At 66.0% G+C, this 20,235-nt stretch carries 19 protein-coding genes; 14 read left to right on the top strand and 5 right to left on the bottom strand.

The genetic code is table 11. From position 1 onward, the window contains the following. Together RMR04_RS05230 and RMR04_RS05225 are read left to right on the top strand one after the other, a co-directional pair. Positions 1-615, top strand: coding sequence for a cysteine hydrolase family protein (locus RMR04_RS05230; protein WP_311913363.1), 615 nt, complete (start codon positions 1-3; stop codon positions 613-615). Next, positions 612-2,012 carry an FAD-dependent oxidoreductase gene (locus RMR04_RS05225; RefSeq protein ID WP_311913362.1) on the top strand — a complete coding sequence of 467 codons (1,401 nt, stop codon included), beginning with the start codon at positions 612-614 and terminating at the stop codon, positions 2,010-2,012. Before RMR04_RS05230 ends, RMR04_RS05225 begins: the two co-directional genes overlap by 4 nt. A 256-nt stretch (positions 2,013-2,268) precedes the next feature. Here RMR04_RS05225 and RMR04_RS05220 read toward each other — a convergent pair whose 3' ends face one another. Continuing rightward, on the bottom strand, positions 2,269-3,651 hold the full coding sequence (locus tag RMR04_RS05220; RefSeq protein WP_311913361.1) for an amidase: 1,383 nt from the start codon (positions 3,649-3,651) through the stop codon (positions 2,269-2,271). Between the two features lie 218 nt (positions 3,652-3,869). Further along, positions 3,870-4,613 carry a GntR family transcriptional regulator gene (locus tag RMR04_RS05215; protein ID WP_311913360.1) on the bottom strand — a complete coding sequence of 248 codons (744 nt, stop codon included), beginning with the start codon at positions 4,611-4,613 and terminating at the stop codon, positions 3,870-3,872. 171 nt (positions 4,614-4,784) lie between these two features. Between RMR04_RS05215 and uxaC the strand changes: the two genes are divergently transcribed. The 9 genes from uxaC (at position 4,785) to RMR04_RS05170 (ending at position 13,719) form a co-directional block, all read left to right on the top strand. Beyond that, the gene (gene uxaC, locus RMR04_RS05210) at positions 4,785-6,188 is read left to right on the top strand and encodes a glucuronate isomerase (RefSeq protein WP_311913358.1); all 1,404 of its coding nucleotides are present in this window, start codon (positions 4,785-4,787) and stop codon (positions 6,186-6,188) included. After that, positions 6,185-7,036, top strand: coding sequence for a 5-dehydro-4-deoxy-D-glucuronate isomerase (kduI, locus tag RMR04_RS05205; protein ID WP_410492201.1), 852 nt, complete (start codon positions 6,185-6,187; stop codon positions 7,034-7,036). Before uxaC ends, kduI begins: the two co-directional genes overlap by 4 nt. After that, positions 7,036-7,800, top strand: a complete 765-nt coding sequence (kduD, locus tag RMR04_RS05200; protein WP_311913356.1) for a 2-dehydro-3-deoxy-D-gluconate 5-dehydrogenase KduD — start codon at positions 7,036-7,038, stop codon at positions 7,798-7,800. Before kduI ends, kduD begins: the two co-directional genes overlap by 1 nt. After that, positions 7,797-8,138: a cupin domain-containing protein gene (locus RMR04_RS05195; RefSeq protein ID WP_311913354.1), complete on the top strand. Its 342-nt coding sequence runs from the start codon at positions 7,797-7,799 to the stop codon at positions 8,136-8,138. The genes kduD and RMR04_RS05195 overlap by 4 nt, the downstream gene beginning before the upstream one ends. A 94-nt stretch (positions 8,139-8,232) precedes the next feature. After that, entirely contained in the window at positions 8,233-9,216 is a 984-nt protein-coding gene (locus tag RMR04_RS05190; protein WP_311913353.1) for a TRAP transporter substrate-binding protein, read from the top strand. 182 nt (positions 9,217-9,398) lie between these two features. After that, entirely contained in the window at positions 9,399-9,929 is a 531-nt protein-coding gene (locus tag RMR04_RS05185) for a TRAP transporter small permease (protein ID WP_311913352.1), read from the top strand. Positions 9,930-9,932: 3 nt separating this feature from the next. After that, a complete protein-coding gene (locus RMR04_RS05180) occupies positions 9,933-11,213 on the top strand; it encodes a TRAP transporter large permease (RefSeq protein WP_311913350.1) in 1,281 nt (426 codons plus the stop codon). After that, positions 11,210-12,682 (top strand): mannitol dehydrogenase family protein, encoded by a 1,473-nt coding sequence (locus tag RMR04_RS05175; protein ID WP_311913348.1) that lies wholly within the window; start codon positions 11,210-11,212, stop codon positions 12,680-12,682. Before RMR04_RS05180 ends, RMR04_RS05175 begins: the two co-directional genes overlap by 4 nt. Positions 12,683-12,885: 203 nt before the next feature. Continuing rightward, positions 12,886-13,719: a transporter substrate-binding domain-containing protein gene (locus RMR04_RS05170; RefSeq protein ID WP_311913347.1), complete on the top strand. Its 834-nt coding sequence runs from the start codon at positions 12,886-12,888 to the stop codon at positions 13,717-13,719. Between the two features lie 6 nt (positions 13,720-13,725). On the opposite strand, the gene RMR04_RS05165 is transcribed toward RMR04_RS05170, so the two are convergent. Next, on the bottom strand, positions 13,726-14,655 hold the full coding sequence (locus RMR04_RS05165; protein WP_311913346.1) for a LysR family transcriptional regulator: 930 nt from the start codon (positions 14,653-14,655) through the stop codon (positions 13,726-13,728). A gap of 126 nt (positions 14,656-14,781) precedes the next feature. Between RMR04_RS05165 and RMR04_RS05160 the strand changes: the two genes are divergently transcribed. Continuing rightward, complete coding sequence (locus RMR04_RS05160; RefSeq protein WP_311913345.1) at positions 14,782-15,384, top strand: NADPH-dependent F420 reductase; 603 nt, start codon at positions 14,782-14,784, stop codon at positions 15,382-15,384. Here RMR04_RS05160 and RMR04_RS05155 read toward each other — a convergent pair. Further along, positions 15,371-16,546: an amidohydrolase gene (locus tag RMR04_RS05155; protein WP_311913344.1), complete on the bottom strand. Its 1,176-nt coding sequence runs from the start codon at positions 16,544-16,546 to the stop codon at positions 15,371-15,373. The two genes, RMR04_RS05160 and RMR04_RS05155, sit on opposite strands and share 14 nt — an antisense overlap. Before the next feature lie 167 nt (positions 16,547-16,713). Between RMR04_RS05155 and RMR04_RS05150 the strand changes: the two genes are divergently transcribed. Continuing rightward, positions 16,714-18,423, top strand: a complete 1,710-nt coding sequence (locus RMR04_RS05150) for a lysine--tRNA ligase (RefSeq protein ID WP_311913342.1) — start codon at positions 16,714-16,716, stop codon at positions 18,421-18,423. Between the two features lie 117 nt (positions 18,424-18,540). Continuing rightward, on the top strand, positions 18,541-19,224 hold the full coding sequence (locus tag RMR04_RS05145) for a nitroreductase (RefSeq protein WP_311913341.1): 684 nt from the start codon (positions 18,541-18,543) through the stop codon (positions 19,222-19,224). An 18-nt stretch (positions 19,225-19,242) separates the two neighbouring features. Here the strand turns inward: RMR04_RS05145 and RMR04_RS05140 are convergent, their stop codons facing one another. Next, positions 19,243-20,226 (bottom strand): DUF808 domain-containing protein, encoded by a 984-nt coding sequence (locus RMR04_RS05140; RefSeq protein WP_311913340.1) that lies wholly within the window; start codon positions 20,224-20,226, stop codon positions 19,243-19,245. Between the last annotated feature and the right edge of the window lie 9 nt (positions 20,227-20,235).

Raw genomic sequence — 20,235 nt, 5'->3', positions numbered from 1 at the left:
ATGGCGGCTTCCATCACCTCCCTCGCCCACACCGCCTTGCTGATCGTCGATCTGCAGAACGACTTCATCCACCCCGACGGCGCCTATGCCCGCGGCAACGCCGCCTCCCCGCAGGCACAGGCGCTGCCGGTCAAGCTCAAACCGCTGGCCGACCTCATCCGCGCCAAGGGCGGGCTCGTCGCCGCGACCCAGTTCACCCTGGTGCCGGGGCGCGGCGGCGAGCCGCTGATCTCGCCGCATCTGCTGCAGATGCGGCCCTTCCTGCGCAAGGGCGATTTCCTACCCGGCGGCTGGGGCCACCAGGTGGTGGACACCCTGCAGCCCATCGATATCGCGGTCGAGAAGATCGCCTATTCCGCCTTCTACCAGACCAGGCTGGAATGGCTGTTGCGCAAACTCGCCATCGAACAGCTGATCGTCTGCGGCATCGTCACCAATGGCGGCGTCGCCTCGACGGTACGCGACGCCCATGTCCGCGACATCGACGTGACCGTGCTGGAAGATGGCTGCGCCGCCCCGACCGAGGCGATGCATGCAGAAGCCATCGCCGCGCTCAGGCCCGTCGCCCGCATCACAACAATCGCGAATGCCATGACCGAGATAGCCGCGTCATGAACGCTGTCCGCCCCGTCGACGACATCGCCTTCGAGGTGGAGGCCGATGTCCTGATCATCGGCGCGGGCGCGGCGGGACTTGCGGCCGCGCTCGCCGCGAAGGAGGCCGGAGCCGAGGTCGTCATCGTCGAGCGTGATGTCGTGCCCTCGGGCTCGACCGCGCTTTCGGCCGGACTGATCCCCGCCGCCGGCACGCGCTTCCAGCGACAGGCCGGCATCGAGGACAGCCCGGCCCTGTTCGCCCGGGACATCCTCGAAAAGGCGCATCACGAACCCGACGCAGCCATGGTCGGGCAATTGGCTGAGCACATCGGCCCGGTGCTTGAATGGCTCGCCGACCGTCATGGCCTGCCCTTCGACGTCATCACCAACTTCTCCTATCCCGGCCATTCCGCCCGGCGCATGCACGGCCTGCCCAAGCGCACCGGCTCGGAGCTGATCGACCGTTTGCGCGCGGCCGTGGAGGCCCAGGACATCCCGATCGTCACCGGGTTTCGCGCCACCACGCTGTTCCGAAGGCCGGACGGCGTGATCGCCGGCGTCGCCGGCACCCGTCCCGATGGCAGCGAGGAGAGAATTGGCTGCAAGGCGCTCGTGCTTGCCTGCAACGGCTATGGCGGCAACCGCGCTCTGGTGGCGCGCCACATCCCGCAAATGGCGGAGGCGCTCTGGTTCGGCCATTCCGGCAATGAGGGCGACGCCGTGCTCTGGGGCGAGCAGCTCGGCGCGGAGCTCGTCGATATGTCTGGCCATCAGGGCCATGGCTCGGTCGCCCAGCCGCATGGCATCCTGATCAGCTGGGCGACGATCATGGAGGGCGGTTTTCAGGTCAACGCCCTGGGCGAGCGCTTTTCCGACGAGAGTCATGGCTATTCCGAACAGGCCGCCACCGTGCTGCGCCAGCCCGAGGGCAAGGCCTGGACGATCTTCGATGCCCGCATCGCCGGCATCGCGCGCCAGTTCGAGGATTTCCAGAACGCCGAAGCGCAAGGCGCAATCGTCAGTGCAGATTCGATCGAAGATCTGGCCGCAAAGACCGGCCTGCCGAAAGCCGCGCTGGCGGCCACCGCAGCCGAGGTCGCGGCGCTGAAGCATGGTGAGGGACGCGATCGCTTCGGCCGCGACTTCTCGAATGTGCCGCCCCTGGCAGCGCCATTCCATGCGGTTCGCGTCACCGGCGCACTATTCCATACCCAGGGCGGGCTGCGCGTCGATGACGCCGCCCGCGTCCTGGACAGGGGCGGCCGCGCCTTCCCCAATCTCCACGCCTGCGGCGGCGCGGCGGTCGGCATCTCCGGTGCGCAGGCCTCGGGCTACCTCTCCGGCAACGGCCTGCTGACCGCCGTTGCGCTGGGCGAGATCGCAGGCAGGGCGGCGGCGGCCTCTTCCTCAGCCTGACGATCGAGTTCGAGAACCTCCCCTGTCATCCTGGCCGTAGCCCTCGGGGCCGATCTTTGATCGGCCCAAGGATAAACTCCGCGGAGCGCCGTGATCCCAAACGCGTCATGGTCGGGATTGACCCGACCATCTCGTAAACCAGAGCGCTCTGGTCATGAGATTCTCGGGTCAAGCCCGAGAATGACGCCCTCCGATGGATTCCGGGTCGACCTGCGGTCGCCCAGGATGACGGTGTGTTTTCGCGGGGAAAACCGGATTACAGCGACGGCCAGGCCGGCATCGGCGCGCGCATCTCCTCCCAGGCCTTCGCCATCCGCAGCACACCGAGATCATCAAAGCGTCGCCCGGTGATCTGCAAGCCGATCGGCAAGCCGCCCCTGGTCATCGCGGCATGCACCGAGATCGAGGGCTGGTCTGACATATTGGCGGGAAGCGTGAAGCAGATATGCTCGAAGGGACGATCCGGATCATGGATCGGCGAGGCGAGTTCGGCCGGATAGCTCGGCACCGGCGAGACCGGCGACAACACGAAATCAAACGGCGCGCTTTGCTTCAGCGCCGCATCCTTGATCGCCAGCATCTGGCTCATGCCGCGATAGACCCGTTCGCCTGAGAGCGTCTTTCCGCGTTCCGCCCATTGGAAGATATAGGGCAGTACCTTGGCCTGCTTCTCCGGCGGCAGCGCGCCGATATCGGCCCAGGCGCGCTGGCTCCAGAAATCGTCGAGCCCGTCGAGCATGGCGCGCGTCATGAAAGCGGGAGCAGAGGTCACGATCGCGCCTGCGGCCTCAAAAGCCTTGCCCGCCGCCTCGATCGCGGCCTTCGTCTCGGGCTCGACTTCGATGCCGATGCCGGGGTCGAGCTGCAGGCCGATCCGCAGGCCCTTCAGATCGATGTCGAGCGACAGCCAGTCGATCTCCTGCGGCGGCAGGCTCATGCCGTCGCGCGCATCGGGTTTGGACAATTCGCGCATCATCAGCGCCGTGTCGGTCACGGTGCGCGTCATCGGGCCGGCGACACGACCATAGTAGCTCGGATCGATCGGCACCCGCCCAAAACTCGGCTTCAGGCCGACGAGCCCGCACCAGCCGGCCGGCAGCCTGACCGAGCCGCCGATATCGGTGCCGACATGCAAGGGGCCGTAACCGGCGGCGCCCGCTGCTCCAGCACCGGCCGAGGAGCCGCCGGGATTCATCGCCAGGTTCCAGGGATTGCGGGCGAGTTCGTGAAAGCTGGAAAGCCCGGAGGAGAGCATGCCGTAATCGGGCATCGTCGTCTTGGCGAGCGTGATGAAGCCCGCCTCGTTCAACCGGGCCGCGACCGGTGCGTCCTCTGTCGCCGGGACGAGATCGCGCGCCGCCGTGCCGATCGGCATCGGCACGCCCTTGGTCGCGATGTTCTCCTTGATCGTGCCCGGCACGCCGTCGAGCGCTAACGCCTCGCCCTTGAACCAGCGCGCCTCGGACGCCCTGGCGGCGGCAAGCGCGGCGGCCGGATCATAGGCATAGAGCGCCCGAAGTTTGGGCTCATAGGCGTCGATCCGGGCGATCACGGCCTCCGTCACTTCGACGGGAGAGAGCGTCTTGGCGCGATAGGCATCGAGCAGATCGGCCGCGCTCAGATCGGCGGGATTGGTCATCGGGGGGTCCTCGTCCTGGATTCGGCTGCGACAGGCGACGCTAGAGCCGGATGATTTCAGACGGAGTCACAAAGTGACCCCGTCTGAAATCTGAATTCGTCTCTCATCTAAAAGTGAGAGCAGGATCAATGCGAAAAACCGGTTCCCACTTTTTCGCATCCTGCTCTAGCGTCGCGCGTCATCCCTGCCTCTAGCAAGCTCCGCGCCGCGCAGGGCTGTCAGGCGAAATAGTCGGGATGCGTTGCACGCAGATGGACAAGGTCCGGCAGCAATGTTCCGAGATGCTTGCGCATGGCCGCCTGCGCCGCCGGGCCGTCCTTGCGCCGCACCGCATCGACGATCGTGAGATGCTCGCGGATCACCATCTCCATCCGGCCCGGCACCGGCAGCGTCATGCGCCGGCAGCGATCGATCTGGCTCTTGGCGGCATGCGCCAGCTTCCAAATACCGGGGTAGCCCGCGCAGATCGCGATCGTCTCGTGGAAAGCCTCGTCGAACAGGTGGAAGCGCTCCTGGTCGCCCTCGTCGAAAGCCTCATGTTGGCGAGCGATCACCGCATCGAGCCGCGCCACGATCTCCGGCGTCGCGATGCCGGCGACGAGATCAATGGTGGCGCATTCCAGCGCCTGCCGGATGAACACGGCTTCCGGAATCGCCTCGATCGGGATCCGTGCCACGAAGGTGCCGGCCTGCGGAAAGACCTCGACCAGCCCCTCCTCCTTCAGCTTGATCAGCGCCTCGCGCACCGGCGTGCGGCTGATGCCGAAACGCGCCGTCAGCTCCTTTTCGACGAGAGCCGCGCCCGGCACAATCTGCATGGCGAGAATAGCGCGCCGCATCTCATCTTGCACCAGCGAGGCCGCCGTCGAGCGACCGGAGGATGTCCCGGCGCCGCGCATCGGCCGGCGCTCGCGGCGCGTGGCCTCGACCGCCGCCGCCCGCGCACTCGCTATCTCCGACATCGCCCTCGTCTCATCCACTCCCGATGAAACTCCCCTTTGCACAAAGCCGCAGCAACCGTGCCGCGGTACTCAACCGCGATAGCACGACGTGGTTTGACACGCTAGTATATTAGTATATCTATCCGACGCTGCTCGGCTTGTCCTGGCCGGTGCGTGCTGGAGTCTTGCTTGATGTTGTTGCACGATGATCGCCTCTTCCCCGCCGATCCAGTGACGCGCGGCATTGCGCGGCGGCTCTATGCGGGCATTCGCGATCTGCCGATCATCTCGCCGCATGGCCACACCGATCCGCGCTGGTTCGCCGAGAACAAGGCCTTTCCCGATCCCGCGACTCTCTTCGTCAAGCCGGACCATTACATCTTCCGCATGCTCTATTCGCAAGGCGTCCGGCTGGAGCAGCTCGGCATCGCCCGCAAGGGCGGCAAGCCGGCCAAGAGCGACCCGCGCGCCATCTGGAAGCTCTTCGCCAGCCACTGGCATCTGTTCCGCGGCACGCCGACGCGTTTGTGGTTCGAGCATGCCGTCTCCAGCATCTTCGGCGTCAACGAGCGGCTCACCCCCGTCAATGCCGACGCGATCTACGACATCATCGCCGAAAAGCTCGACCAGCCGGAGTTCAGGCCGCGGGCCCTGTTCGAGCGCTTCAACATCGAGGCGATCTCGACCACCGAAGGCGCGCTCGACGATCTGAAATGGCACGACATGATCCGCGCCTCCGGCTGGGGCGGCAAGGTCGTCACCGCCTACAGGCCAGACAGCGTCGTCGATCCCGAATTCGAGGGCTTTGCCGAGAACCTCGCCAGCCTCGGCGAATTGACCGGCGAGGACGTCTTCGCCTGGACCGGCTATCTCGAGGCCCATCGCAAGCGCCGGGCCTATTTCAAGGAGCGCGGCGCGACCTCCTCCGACCACGGCCATGCCACGGCGCGCACCGCCAACCTCTCGCAGGCCGAAGCCGAGAAGCTCTTTGCCAAGGTCGCCAAGGGCAAGGCCTCGACTGAGGATGCCGACCTCTTCCGCGGCCAGATGCTGACCGAGATGGCCAAGATGAGCCTCGATGACGGGCTCGTCCTGCAGATCCATCCCGGCTCCTTCCGCAACCACAACGCCAGCCTGTTCGAGGAGTTCGGCCGCGACATGGGCGCCGACATTCCGCGCCAGACCGACTATGTCACGGCGCTGAAGCCGCTGCTCGACGCGGTCGGCAACGAGCCCAACCTCACCGTCATCGCCTTCACCCTCGACGAGACCAGCTATTCGCGCGAGCTCGCGCCGCTGGCCGGGCATTACCCGGCGCTGAAGCTCGGACCTGGCTGGTGGTTCCTCGATGCGCCCGAGGCCATGCTGCGCTTCCGCGAGCTGACCACCGAGACCGCCGGCTTCTACAACACCGTCGGCTTCAACGACGACACACGCGCCTATCTCTCGATCCCGGCGCGTCACGACGTCGCCCGCCGCTGCGACTGCACCTACCTCGCCAAGCTCGTCGCCGAACACCGGCTCGACGAGGACGAGGCGGCCGAAGTCGCCCATGACCTCGCTTACCGCCTGGCCAAGGAGGCCTACAAGCTGTGACCTCCGCGACGAAGACGATCGACGAACGCCAGGCGGCCCATCCGCGCGATGTGAAGCGTTATGAGACGCAAACCCTGCGCGACGACTTCCTGATCGAGCGCATCTTCGCGTCCGGCGAGGTCACCCTGACCTATAGCCATTACGACCGCATGATCGTCGGTGGCGCGACGCCTGCGGCAAAGCCGCTGACGCTTGAGCCCTTTGCACCAACGGGCACACCCTTCTTCCTGGCGCGGCGCGAACTCGGCGTGATCAATCTCGGCGGCGCAGGCAGCGTCACCGTCGACGGCCAGCGCTTCGACATCCCCAATCTCGACGCGCTCTATGTCGGGCTCGGCGTGAAGGAGGTCTCCTTCACCAGCGCGGACGCCGCCAACCCGGCGAAATTCTACCTGACCAGCGCCCCGGCGCATCGCGAGGCGCCGCACCAGCTCATCCGCAAGAGTGACGCCAACACCATCCATCTCGGCTCGGCCGAGACATCGAACAAGCGCACCATCCGGCAATACATCATGCCCAACACCACTGGCACCAACCAGCTGGTGATGGGCATGACGGCGCTGGAGCCGGGCTCGGTCTGGAACTCGATGCCTTGCCACACCCATACGAGGCGCATGGAGGCCTATCTCTACTTCAACCTCGACCCCGCCCACCGCGTCTTCCATTTCATGGGCGAGCCGACCGAGACCCGCCACCTCCTGGTCGCCAACGAGCAGGCCGTAATCGCTCCGAACTGGTCGGTCCATTGCGGTTGCGGCACCTCGAACTACGCCTTCGTCTGGGCCATGGCCGGCGACAATGTCGAGTTCACCGACATGGATCCCGCCCCGGTGGAGACGCTGCGCTGATGACCCGCCGCTCGCCCTTCTCGCTCGAAGGCCGGACCGCGCTGGTCACAGGCGCCAATACCGGCATCGGCCAGGGCATCGCGCTGGCGCTGGCTGAGGCCGGGGCGACGATCGTCGCGGCAGGGCGCTCGGATATGAGCGAGACGCTGGGGCTGATCAAGGCGGCGGGCGCAAGCGCCGTACCGCTTCAACTCGATCTGCAGCAACCCGGCAGCGCGGCCAAGGCGATCACAAGCGCGGTGGCCACAGCCGGCCCGCTCGACATCCTGGTCAACAATGCCGGCATCATCCGCCGCTCGGACGCGCTCGATTTCAGCGAGGCCGACTGGGATGAGGTGATGAACCTCAATCTCAAGGCGGCGTTCTTCCTCAGCCAGGCCTTCGCCAAGGCGGCTCTTGCCGCCGGCCGCAGCGCCCGCATCGTCAACATCGCCTCGCTGCTCTCCTTCCAGGGCGGCATCCGCGTCGCCTCCTACACCGCAAGCAAGAGCGGGCTTGCCGGGCTGACCAAACTGCTCGCCTGCGAATGGGCGGCCAAAGGCATCAACGTCAACGCGATCGCCCCCGGCTATATCGAAACCAACAACACCCAAGCCCTGCGCGCTGATCCAGAACGCAGCACCGCGATCCTCGCCCGCATTCCCGCCGCGCGCTGGGGCAAACCCTCGGACATCGGCGGTGCGGCGGTGTTCCTGGCGAGCGATGCGGCGGCCTACATGCACGGCGCGATCCTTCCCGTCGACGGAGGTTGGCTGGCGCGATGACGAACCGTCTCAATTCCTTCTTCCAGCACGAAGCCGCCCTCGCCTGGGAGCCGACCGAACCCGGCGTGAAGCGCAAGATCATGGCCTATGGCCCCGATCTGATGGTCGTATGCGTCGCTTTTGACGCCGGCGCTGTCGGCAAGGCGCACAGCCATCCGCACCGGCAGGCATCCTATGTCGAGAGCGGCGTCTTCGACGTCACCATCGACGGCCGGACCGAGCGCCTGATCGCCGGCGACACCTTCTTCGTGCCGGCCGATCTCATCCATGGCGTCGTCGCGGTCGAGGCCGGGCAGCTCGTCGATTCCTTCACGCCGATGCGGGAGGAGTTTCTTTGATCTTCGCCTGACCGGCAGGGGTCGGCAGGCCGCCCATCACGGGCAAGAACGACCGGGAAAAACCGGCGCAAGACCACGGGAGAGGAAACCGACAATGTTGACCAAACGCACCTTCGCGGCCTTGGCCGGCGCGGCCATGTTCGCCGCCGTCACCGGCGCAGCAAGCGCTCAGAACGTCACCCTGCGCTCGACCGACATCCACCCGGACGGCTATCCGACAATCGAAGCGGTCAAATATATGGGCCAGTTGCTCGATCAGCGCAGCAATGGCCGCATCAAGATCAACGTCTTCCACTCCGCCCAGCTCGGCCAAGAGAAGGACACGATCGACCAGACCCGCTTCGGCGTCATCGACCTGAACCGCATCAACATGGCGCCGTTCAACAATCTGATCCCGGCGACCAATGTACCATCGCTGCCCTTCATCTTCCGCTCTGTCGACCACATGCGGAAGGTCATGGACGGGTCGATCGGCGACAATCTGCTCTCCGAATTCGACAAGCACGACCTGATCGGGCTCGCCTTCTACGATTCCGGCTCGCGCTCCTTCTACAACGGCAAGCGCCCCATCAAGACGCCCGCCGACATGAAGGGCATGAAGATCCGCGTCCAGCAGTCGGACATGTTCGTCGCCCTGGTCTCGGCGCTCGGCGCCAACGCCACGCCGATGCCCTTCGGCGAAGTCTATTCGGCACTCCAGACCGGCGTCATCGACGGGGCCGAGAACAACTGGCCGTCTTATGAATCGACGCGGCATTTCGAGGTCTCGAAATTCTATTCGATCACCGAACACTCGCTCTCGCCCGAGGTTCTGGTGATGTCGAAGCGCAGCTTCGCCAAGTTCTCGCCCGAGGACCAGAAGCTGATCCGTGTCGCCGCCAAGGACTCTGTCCTCAAGATGCGCGAGCTCTGGGATGCGCGCGAGAAGGAATCGGAAGCCAAGGTGAAAGCTGGCGGCGCCCAGGTGAACGCGGTGGAGAAGCAGCCCTTCATCGACGCGATGAAGCCGGTCTACGACAAGTTCGTCACCGACGCGAAGCTGAAGGACATGGTCGTCGCGATCCAGGCGACGCAGTGAGCTTTCGCCGCACTCCTTGATGACGACCTCCGCCGTCATCCCGGCCAAGCGAAGCGCAGAGCAGAGCCGGGATCCATCATAGAGCTCTTGAGCCCTTCGATGGATCCCGGGTCTCCCTGCAGTCGTCCGGGATGACGCTGGAGCACGCTGCACCAGCCGAGCCCGCGCGCCCCGGAGCCCTCATGCACGCCTTCACACAAATCCTGACACGCCTGGGAGCCAAGGTCTGCATCGCAGCCCTCCTGATCGCTGGCGTCGGGCTCGTCCTGATGACCGTCATGGTCGCCTGGGGCGTCTTCGGCCGGTACGTGCTGAACGACACGCCGATCTGGGTCGAGGCTGGCTCTCTGTTCCTGATGGCCTGGTTCATCCTGCTCGGCTCGGCCGTCGGCGTGCGCGAGAGCGACCATCTCGGTTTTGAGGTCGGCCTCGCCATGTCGCCGCCGCTGTTGCGCAAGGCGCTGGTCATCCTGACCGAGGTCACCGTGCTGCTCTTCGGGCTGGCCATGCTCGGCTATGGCTGGCAGCTCGCCGCCGGCACCTGGAGCGACCGCATGCCGATCATCGGCATCTCGCGCGGCTGGGACTATGTCCCGATCGCGGCCGGCGGGGCGCTGATCGCGCTCTTCTCCTTTGAGAAACTGATGCTGTTCCTGACCGGCGAGCGTCGCGCTTCGATCGGCTTTTCCCATTTCGCCGCCGCGCAGGAGTGACCCGTGGAACTCTGGATCCTGTTCGGCGTCTTCAGCCTCTTCCTCCTCGTCGGCACGCCGGTTGCCTTCAGTCTCGGCATCGCCTCGCTCGCCACCGTCGTCTATATGGGCCTGCCGCCGGTGGTGGTGTTCCAGCAGATGAGCTCGGGGATGGGTGCCTTCGCCATGATGGCGATCCCGTTCTTCATCTTCGCGGGCGATCTGATGATCCGCGGCGGCATCGCCGAGAAGCTCGTCCAGATGGCCTCCAGCATGGTCGGTCATCTGCGCGGCGGCCTCGGCCAGGTCAACGTCGTCACCTGCACGCTTTTCGGGGGCATTTCGGGCTCGGCGGTGGCTGATGCCTCCGCCATCGGCGGGCTGATGATCCCGCAAATGGTCAAGCGCGGCTATGACGCCGACTATGCGGTGAACGTCACGGCCAACGCCGCAATCATTGCGCTTCTGATCCCGCCCTCGCACAACATGATCATCTACGCGCTCTCGGCAGGCGGCAATCTCTCGATCGCCGACCTTTTCACCGCCGGCGTCATTCCGGGCCTGATGCTGTGCCTGGCGCTGATGGTGACGGCCTGGGCGGTGGCGGTCCGGCGCGGCTATCCCGCCGAGGCCTTTCCAGGCTTCAGGGCGGTCGGCCGCTATGTCGTGCTGGCGCTGCCCGGCATCCTGCTGATCGGCATCATCTTCGGCGGCGTGCGCTCGGGCGTCTTCACCGCGACGGAGTCCTCTTGCGTGGCCGTGGTCTACGCCCTCCTCGTCACCGTGTTGGTCTACCGGCAACTCTCATGGAACGGCTTCGTCGAGGCGACGCTGGGCGCCGTGCGTACCACCGCAATGGTGCTGCTCGTAATCGGCACCGCCGGCTCCTTCGGCTGGCTGATGGCCTTCCTGCAGGTGCCGCAGGCGACGATCGGCGCGATGAAGGCGGTCTCCGATAATCCCATCGTCGTCCTGCTGATGATCAACCTCATCCTGCTGGTGCTCGGCACCTTCATGGACATGGCGCCGATGATCATCATCTGCACGCCCATCTTCCTGCCGGTGGTCAAGGCCTTCGGTGTCGACCCCGTTCATTTCGGCGTGATCCTGATCCTCAATGCCGGCATCGGCCTGAACACCCCGCCTGTCGGCTCGGTGCAGTTCGTCGCCTGCGCCATCGGGCGCATCTCGATCGGGCAGTCGATGAAAACGATCTGGCCCTTCTACGGCGCAAGCATTGCCGTGCTGATGCTGGTCACTTATGTGCCCAGCGTGTCCCTCTGGCTGCCGAGTGTATTCCGTTGACGAGACTGAAGACCACAAGCCTCGCCGGCCTGTCCGCGAGCATTCGCCGCCCGGCATATGAGCGCTCGCAACTCAAGCCCGGCATCGTCCATCTCGGCCTTGGCGCTTTCGCCCGCGCCCATCTCGCCGACTATACCGAAGACGCGCTTGAGCGGGATTTCGGTGCCTGGGGCATCATCGGAGCGAGCCTGCAGCGGCCCGACCAGCGCGACCGGCTGAAACCGCAGGACGGGCTCTACACCTTCCTGAAGCGCGCGCCGGCCGGTCCGGAGCTGCGCGTCATCGGCTCCGTCCTCGACGTGCTCGTCGCGCCCGAGAATCCTGCCACCCTTATCTCCCGCATGGCCGCGGCCGAGACGCGCATCGTCTCGCTGACGATCACCGAGAAGGGCTATTGCCACGATCCCGCGACCGGCCGGCTCCGGGAAGACCATCCCGACATCCTGCATGATCTCGAAAACCCCCAAGCGCCGCGCTCGGCCATCGGCCTGATCACCGCCGCGCTTGCGATCCGCAAGGCGGAAGGCCTTGCACCCTTCACCGCGATGAGCTGCGACAACCTTCCCCATAACGGCAAGGTGCTGCGTGGCCTCATTCGTGACTTCGCCGCCTTGCGCGACGACACGCTCGCCCAATGGATCGAGGCCCACAGTGCCTTCCCCTCGACGATGGTCGACCGCATCGTGCCCGCGACGACGGACACCGACATCGCCGAGGTCGAGAGCCTGCTCGGATTGCACGACGCCGCCCCCGTCATCGGCGAGCCCTTCCGGCAATGGGCGATCGAAGATGTCTTCACTATCGGCCGCCCGGCCTGGGGCGAGGTCGGCGCGCAGCTCGTCTCAGAGGTCGCGCCCTTCGAGTTCATGAAACTGCGCATGCTCAACGGCGCGCATTCGAGCCTGGCCTATCTCGGCTATCTCGCCGGGCATGAGACGGTGGCGCAGGCCAGCGGCGATGCAGTCCTCGCCCGCTTCCTGCAAGGTCTCTGGAGCGAGGTCACCCCGACCGTGCCCGCGCCGCAAGGCGTCGTGCTCGCCGATTACGCCTCGGCCCTGCTCGCCCGCTTCCAGAATCCGGCGATCCGCCACCGCACCTGGCAGATCGCCATGGACGGCTCCCAGAAGCTGCCGCAACGCCTGCTCGGCACGATCCGCGACCGGTTGAAGGCCGGAGCGCCGATCGACCATCTCGCACTGGGCGTCGCAGCCTGGATGCGCTACGTCACGGGCAGCGACGAAAAGGGCGGCGCGATCGACGTGCGTGACCCGCTCTCCGCCGAATTCGCCAAGCGCGCCGCTTCGGCCGGCCGCGACGCGAAGGCACTCAGTTCGGCGCTGCTCGGGATCGAGAGCATCTTCGGCACGGACCTGCCACGCGAAGCCGCTTTCACCCAAGCGGTCGAGGCTCAGCTCGCGAAACTGTTCGAGCATGGCGCCAGGGCGACAGCGGCGGCACTCGCTTCATAACCAGTTCGCTGGAGGAACCCCACCGTCATTCCGGGCGACCGAAGGTCGTCCTGGAATCCATCGGAGGGCGCTGAACTCTACGATGGTTTCCGGATCTGCGCCGCTCGCGCGGCTTGTCCGGAATGACGGCGCGGTTGGGTCAGAATGTAGTAGGCGATCACAGGCCCCTTGCTCGCGCCGCCAAGCTCGCGCCAGATGTGGCGATGATGCGCCTGTTCGCACTCCTCGCTCTTGCCGTCTCGACACTGGCCGCAGGCCAGGCGGTGGCACAGTCGCGCGTCGTCGTGCCCAATTTCTGGGATCAGCGCATCAGGCTCGACCGGCCCGAGCCCGGCCCGCCCCGCATCGTCCGCTTCCTCACCGACGACGACTATCCGCCGCTGCATTTTTCCGCGGCCGATGGCACGCTGACTGGCTTCTCGGTCGAACTCGCACGCGCCGCCTGCGAAAAGCTCGGCTGGACCTGCACGGTGCAGGCACGCCGCTTCGACACCCTGCTCGATTCACTGACTGAGGGACGCGGCGACGTGCTGGCGGCGGCACTCAACCTCACCCCGCAGCTGCGCAGCCGCTTCGCCGCCAGCCATCTCTATTTCCGCAGCACCGCCCGCCTCGTCACCACGCGCGGCAACGCCCGGGCCGATCTCGATCCGCGCACGCTTCAGGGCAAGCGCGTCGCAGTCGTCGGCGGCACCGCGCATCAAGCCTTCCTCGAGCGGCTCCTGCCCTTCGTGCAGCGCCGCGAAACCGGGACGCTTGCGGGCGCGATCGCAGCGCTGCGCAACGGCGACGCCGAGTTCGTCTTCGCCGACGGCGTCGCACTCTCGCTGTTGCTGGCCGGGACTGGCGGCAGCGAGCTCGCCTTCACCGGCAGCCCTTTTCTGGAAAGCCGCTATTTCGGCGAGGGCGTCGGCTTCCTCACCCGCAAGGACGACCTCGCCCTGAAACGCGGCCTCGACTACGCGCTGCAATCGCTCTGGGACGACGGCACCTATGCAAGGCTCTATCTCCGGTTCTTCCCGGTGAGCCCGTTTTGAAAGGCTCTACCCCAAGCTCCCCGCGAACCGCTCCGCCAGCCGCTCGCGCCTGAACGCCTCGGTGACGAAATCGACGAAGGCGCGGGTCTTCGCCGGCAGCAGCGTGCGACTGGCATAGTAGAGCGAGATCGAACCGGCATCGGCATACCAGTGCGGCACGAGCCGGACCAGCGCGCCACTCTCCAGGGCCGCCAGCACATCCGGCACCGCGACCAATGTTACGCCGAGGCCGAACTGCGCCGCGCGGCACATCGCGGTGGGATCGTTCAGCACGATCGTCTCCGGCTGCGCGGTCGCCATCTCGACCCCGGCTGCGTTGCGCATCGTCCAGTGCCGCGGGCGGCCCGTGCGAGCCGAGCGCATCACGATCCCGTCCAGCCCGGCGAGATCGGAGGGGTCCGTGGGCCAGGCCCGCCCAGCGAGATAGGCAGGTGACGCCACCGCGATGATATGGGCCGGAGCCAGCGCCCGCGCGACCACGCCGGGAGACAACGCGAACGCAGCGCCGATCGCCGCATCAAATCCTTCCGCGATCAGATCGACCGGCCGGTTCTCGAAACGCCAGTCCAGCCGGATGCGGGGATAACGCGCCAGGAAAGCCGGCAGCAGCGGCAGGATATGGTCTATCCCGAAGGTTGGGCTGAGGCTGACCTTGAGCACGCCCGCCGGCTCCCCGCCTGCCTGCACCACGCCGGAGATCGCCGCCTGGAGCGCCTCGAGATTGTCGCCGATCCCCAGCAGGAAGCTCTCGCCGGCCTCGGTCAGCGTCAGCTTGCGCGTCGAGCGCTGGAACAGCCTGACACCGAGATTACGCTCCAGCATCGCGACATTGCGGCTCACCGCAGCCGGCGTCAGCGACAATCGCCGCGCAGCCTCCGAGAAGCTCAGCGTCTCCGCGCTGCGGACGAAGGATTCGAGATTGGCGAGCGTCTCCATCTGGTCTTTTTCACCATCTGGCGCCAATTTTCAACATATGCTTGAAAATAATTCCAGCCATTCCCGGCTAATCCAGGAGAATGAAACAGGCGATATCGGCTCCACCAACAGAACGGAGCTTTTCCCATGACCACCATCGGCATCATCGGCGCAGGCCATATCGGCCAGGCCTTCGCCAGGACCCTCGCCCGGAACGGCCTCAAGGCCACCATCGCCAACAGCCGCGGCCCGGCCTCTCTCGCAGGGCTCGTCGCGGAACTCGGGCCCAACATCAAAGCCGGCACGCGCGAGGAAGCCGCGCAGGCCGATATCGTCCTCATCGCGGTCAATTGGTCGAAGCTGCCTGGCGCGCTCGCCGGCCTACCGGACTGGAACAACCGCATCGTGATCGACGCCAATAACCCGATCGAGGCGCCGTTGTTCAAGCCGGCTGAGCTGAACGGACGCCTCTCCAGCGAGATCGTCGCCGATCTCGTCCCGGGCGCGCGGTTGGTCAAAGCCTTCAACCATCTCATAGCGAAACAGCTGGAAGCAGATCCCAAGGCCGAGGGCGGCCGGCGCGTGCTGTTCTATTCCGGCGACGACGCCAAGGCCAAGGCAGAGGTCGCCGCCCTGATCGACAGCCTCGGCTTCTTCGGCATCGATCTCGGCCCGCTCGCGCTCGGCGCGCACCTCGCCCAGTTCCCCGGCGGCCCGCTACCGATCCACAATCTGGTCAAATTCGACTGACCGGCGCGTTGGAGAGCTCGCCCTCCAGCGCCTGGCGCGCTACTGCCGCCAGCCATCCTGCCGTCGCCGGCAGGATGGCGTCGTTGAAGTCATAGCGATCATTGTGCAATTCGCCGCCATCCCTGGCCGGGCCGTTGCCGACCCAGACATAGGCGCCGGGCCGCTCCTTGAGCATCCAGGAGAAATCCTCGCCGGTGGTGCTCGCCGGTATGTCGCGGCGCAAGGTCAACCCGGCGGACTTGGCAGCGCTTGCCGCCATTTCTTCCTCCAGAGGCGTATTGATGGTAGCGAGACCGCCGGTCGAGAATTCGACCACGGCCTCCATCTCGAAGGTGGCAGCGATGTTCTCGGAGATGCCGCGGATGCGCGCCATCACACGCTCACGTACAGTGGGCTTGAAGGTCCGGTAGGTTCCGTCGATCCAGACGCTGGTGGGGATCTGGTTCGGCGCAAGCCCGCCATGGATCTGGCCGACGGAGACGACCGCTGAATCCATCGGATCGACATTGCGTGCCACGATAGTCTGCAGCGCGACGAGAAGATGCCCCATCGCGATGATCGGATCGCGCGTCAGGTCGGGCTTCGCCGCATGGCCTGCCGTGCCCTTGAGTGTGACCTGGAAACGGCCGGGCTCCGACATCACCGGGCCATGGTGCACGGCAACGGCGCCGGCTTCCAGCCCCGGCCAGTTGTGCAGCCCGAAGATTCGCTCCATCGGGAAACGCTCGAACAAGCCGTCCGCGACCATCGCCTGGGCGCCGCCCGCCCCTTCTTCCGCCGGCTGGAAGACCAGCTGGACCGTGCCACTCCAGCTCTCGTCGCGGGCGAGGAGCGCAGCCGCGCCCAGCAGCGAGACCGTATGTCCGTCGTGCCCACAGGCATGCATGACGTTCGCAGTGCGCGATTTGTAAGGCAGATCGCTCGCCTCCTGGATCGGCAGCGCGTCCATATCGGCGCGAAGCCCCACCGAACGATCGGACGTACCTCGCCTCAGCGTCGCCACGACACCATAGCCCCCGACACCCGTGACGAAGGGCACGCCGAGCTCGGTCAGCTTTTCCTGCACAAAGGCGCTCGTCGCCTTCTCGTACCGGCCGAGCTCGGGATGGGCATGCAGATGGCGCCGCCATGCGGTCAGTTTGTCGAGGAGATCACGATCCAAGGCGGTATCCTTTCAGGCGAAGCAAGCGTCAGCCTATACTGGCGCAGGGCATCGACAAGCCGCCGCAGCGGATGCCTCGTCCCAGCAACACGCATTGACGCCCCCCTTGGCGATCTGCCAAAGCCCGAGGCTCATTTTTCAAATTCCTGGAGAGGACCGCCCCGATCATGCCCGCCTTCGACCCCGCCCTTGTTGACGCCGCCCAGCGTTCGGCCGCCTGGCCGTTCGAGGAAGCACGCAAGCTCGTCGCGCGGATCGAGAAATCGGGCAAGAAAGAGGTGCTGTTCGAAACCGGCTACGGACCGTCGGGCCTGCCGCATATCGGCACCTTCGGCGAGGTCGCGCGCACCTCGATGGTGCGCCATGCCTTCCGCGTGCTGACGCAGGACGCGATCCCCACCCGGCTGCTGTGCTTTTCCGACGACATGGACGGCATGCGCAAGATTCCGGAGAATGTGCCTGATCCGGAGGCGCTCAAGCCCTATCTTCAGATGCCCCTGACCGCAGTGCCGAACCCGTTCAGCGGCGACTATCCGAGCTTCGCCCACCACAATAACGCGATGCTGCGCCGCTTCCTCGACAGCTTCGGCTTCGACTACGAGTTCGCCAGCGCGACCGACTATTATAAGTCCGGGAAGCTCGACGCCGTGCTGCTGCGCGCCGCGGCGCGCTATGACGACATCATGAAGGTCATGCTGCCGACCCTCGGCGAAGAGCGCCGGGCAACCTACAGCCCCTTTCTGCCGATTTCGCCTGTCAGCGGCCGTGTGCTCTACGTCCCGCTCAAGGCAGTCGACGCAAACGCCGGGACCGTCACCTTCACGGACGAGGATGGCCAGGACAAGACGGTTCCTGTCACCGGCGGGCATGTGAAGTTTCAGTGGAAGCCGGATTTCGGCGCCCGCTGGGCCGCGCTCGACGTCGATTTCGAAATGTTCGGCAAGGACCACCAGGCCAACGCACCGATTTACGACCGCATCTGCGAGATCCTCGGCGGCAAGGCCCCGCAGCATTATGTCTTCGAGCTCTTCCTCGACGAGCAGGGCCAGAAGATCTCGAAGTCGAAGGGCAATGGCCTGGCCATCGACGAATGGCTGACCTATGCCAGCCCCGAGAGCCTGTCGCTGTTCATGTATTCGCGTCCGCGCGAGGCCAAGAAGCTGCATTTCGACGTCATTCCGCGCGCGGTCGACGACTATCTGCAGTTCCTTGGCGGCTATGAGCGGCAGGACTGGAAGAACCGCCTCGGCAACCCGGCCTGGCACATCCACAATGGCGAGTTGCCACAGCCGGAAATCATCGCCACCGGCGAAGGCGAGAACGCGACCAGGGCGCAGATCACCTTCGGCCTGCTGATGAACCTCGTCGCTGTGGCGAATTCCGAGGACAAGGGCGTGCTCTGGGGCTTCCTGCAGCGCTATTCGCCTGCGATCTCGCCTGCCACCCATCCGCGCCTCGACGCGCTGGTCGGCTACGCGATCGTCTATTTCCGCGATTTCGTGAAGCCGGCGAAGACCTATCGCGCCGCCGACGAGACCGAACGCGCGGCCTTCCTCGCGCTCGACGCCGCGCTCGCAGCCCTGCCGCCGGACGCCACCGCCGAAATGATCCAGGACACGGCGCTCGATGTCGCCCGTGTGGTTCCGCGCTACCAGAACCTCACCGCCAAGGGCGCGACGCCCGAGCGGCCCGGCGTCAGCGGCGACTGGTGGAAGGCGATCTACCAGGTGCTGTTCGGCGAGGATCAGGGCCCGCGCTTCGGCTCTTTTGTGGCGATCTACGGCATCCCCGAGACCCGCGCGCTGATCGCCAAGGCGCTTGCCGGCGAATTGGTGAGCGAGCACGCGGCCTTCGTCGAGGCACGCAAGGCGGGGTGACATTCGTCATTGCGAGCGTGAGCCGAAGCAATCCAGGAAGGTTCGCGCAGCCCCTGGATTGCTTCGTCGCTGACGCTCCTCGCAAATGGTGAAAGCAGTACAGCGGGAGGACCTTGAATGACCGACGCCGCCGAAGCCGTCGAAAGCGCCATCGCCTCCCGTCGCGCCATCCGCGCCTTCCTGCCCGATCCTGTCGAGCCCGAGCTCCTGCACCGTATCCTGGCGGTCGCGGCGCAGGCGCCGAGCGGCACCAACATGCAGCCCTGGAAGGTCCGGGTGATCGGCCCCGACAGCCGCGCCCGGCTGGAGGCCGGCCTGCTCGCAGCGCTGGATTCGCCGGACCTGCCGGCGGCGGAGGAATACCGCTACTATCCCGAGAGCTTCCGCGAGCCCTATCTCTCGCGCCGCCGCAAGGTCGGTTGGGATCTCTACGGCCTGCTCGGCGTCAAGAAGGGCGATACCGCGGGCATGAGGCGCCAGACCGCGGCGAATTTGCGTTTCTTCGACGCGCCGGTCGCGCTGATGGTGACGATCGACCGCGACCTCGAAATCGGCTCCTGGCTCGATCTCGGCATGTTCGTGCAGAACATCCTGATCGCGGCGCAGGGGCATGGGCTGAACTCCTGCCCGCAGGCGATCTTCGCCCGCTTCCATCCGGTGGTGCGGCGCGAACTCGCCATTCCCGAGAACGAAGTCGTGGTCTGCGGCATCGCCATCGGCAAGGCCGATCCCGACGCGCCCGCCAACGCCCTCGTGCCGGAGCGCGAACCGGTCGAGGCCTTCACCACCTGGCTCGCCTAGAGCAGGTGCCGATCAGGTTCAGGCGCCGAGCGAGGCCTTCGGCGCGCTCTTCCTGATACTCTTCAGGAGTGGCACGACGCCAAAATGCATGGCGAGGACCGCGACCGCGCCAATCAGCAATCCCAACACCGCCGAGAGCCCCGCCGTCACCAGCCATTCGACCGCCGACGCGAGCATAGCCACGACGCGGCCACCCGCCGTCGCGAGATCGTGGATGACGTGTTCGAGCCCGGCCAGCCCATAGCCGGCAAAGCCGTGAATGATGATGCCGCCGCCGACCCAGAGCATGGCGATCGTGCCGACCGCGCCAAGCCCGGTGAGAAAATACGGCATGCCGACGACGAGGCCCCGCCCCAGCAGGCGCACAGGCGCAAAGCGTCGCTTCGCCAGCGCCACACCGGCATCGTCCGCCTTCACGATCAGCGCGACGATGCCATAGACGAATGCGGTCATGCCAAGGCCGACCACGGCCAGGACCAATGCCTGCGTCCAGAACGACGAGTCCGAGACGCTGGCGAGCGTGATCGCCATGATCTCGGCGGACAGGATCAGATCGGTCTTGATCGCGCCGCTGATCTTCTGGTTCTCGAGCGCCTTGGGGTCGAGCGGTTCAGCCTCAGCCGCCGCTTCGCCATGCCCGGCATGCGGCAGGAAGCGCTCGATCAGCTTTTCCGCGCCCTCATAGCAGAGATAGACGCCGCCGATCATCAATAGGGGCGTGATCGCCCAGGGCGCGACCAGCGTCAGCACCAGCGCCGCGGGCAGCAGGATCAGGAGCTTGTTCTTCAGCGAACCGAGCGCGATCCGCCAGATGATCGGCAATTCGCGATCCGCCGCGAAACCGACCGCATAGCGCGGTGTCACCGCAGCATCGTCGATGACGATGCCGGCGGCCTTGGCCGAGGCCTTGGCAGCTTGGGAAGCGGCATCGTCGAGCGAGGCCGCCGCGACATTCGCCAATCCAGCGATATCGTCGAGCAGGGCAAACAGTCCTGAACTCACGGAGGCCTC

The sequence above is a fragment of the Bosea sp. 685 genome (assembly GCF_031884435.1).
Lineage (GTDB): Bacteria > Pseudomonadota > Alphaproteobacteria > Rhizobiales > Beijerinckiaceae > Allobosea.
This window is presented reverse-complemented; position numbering and strand designations above follow the sequence as displayed.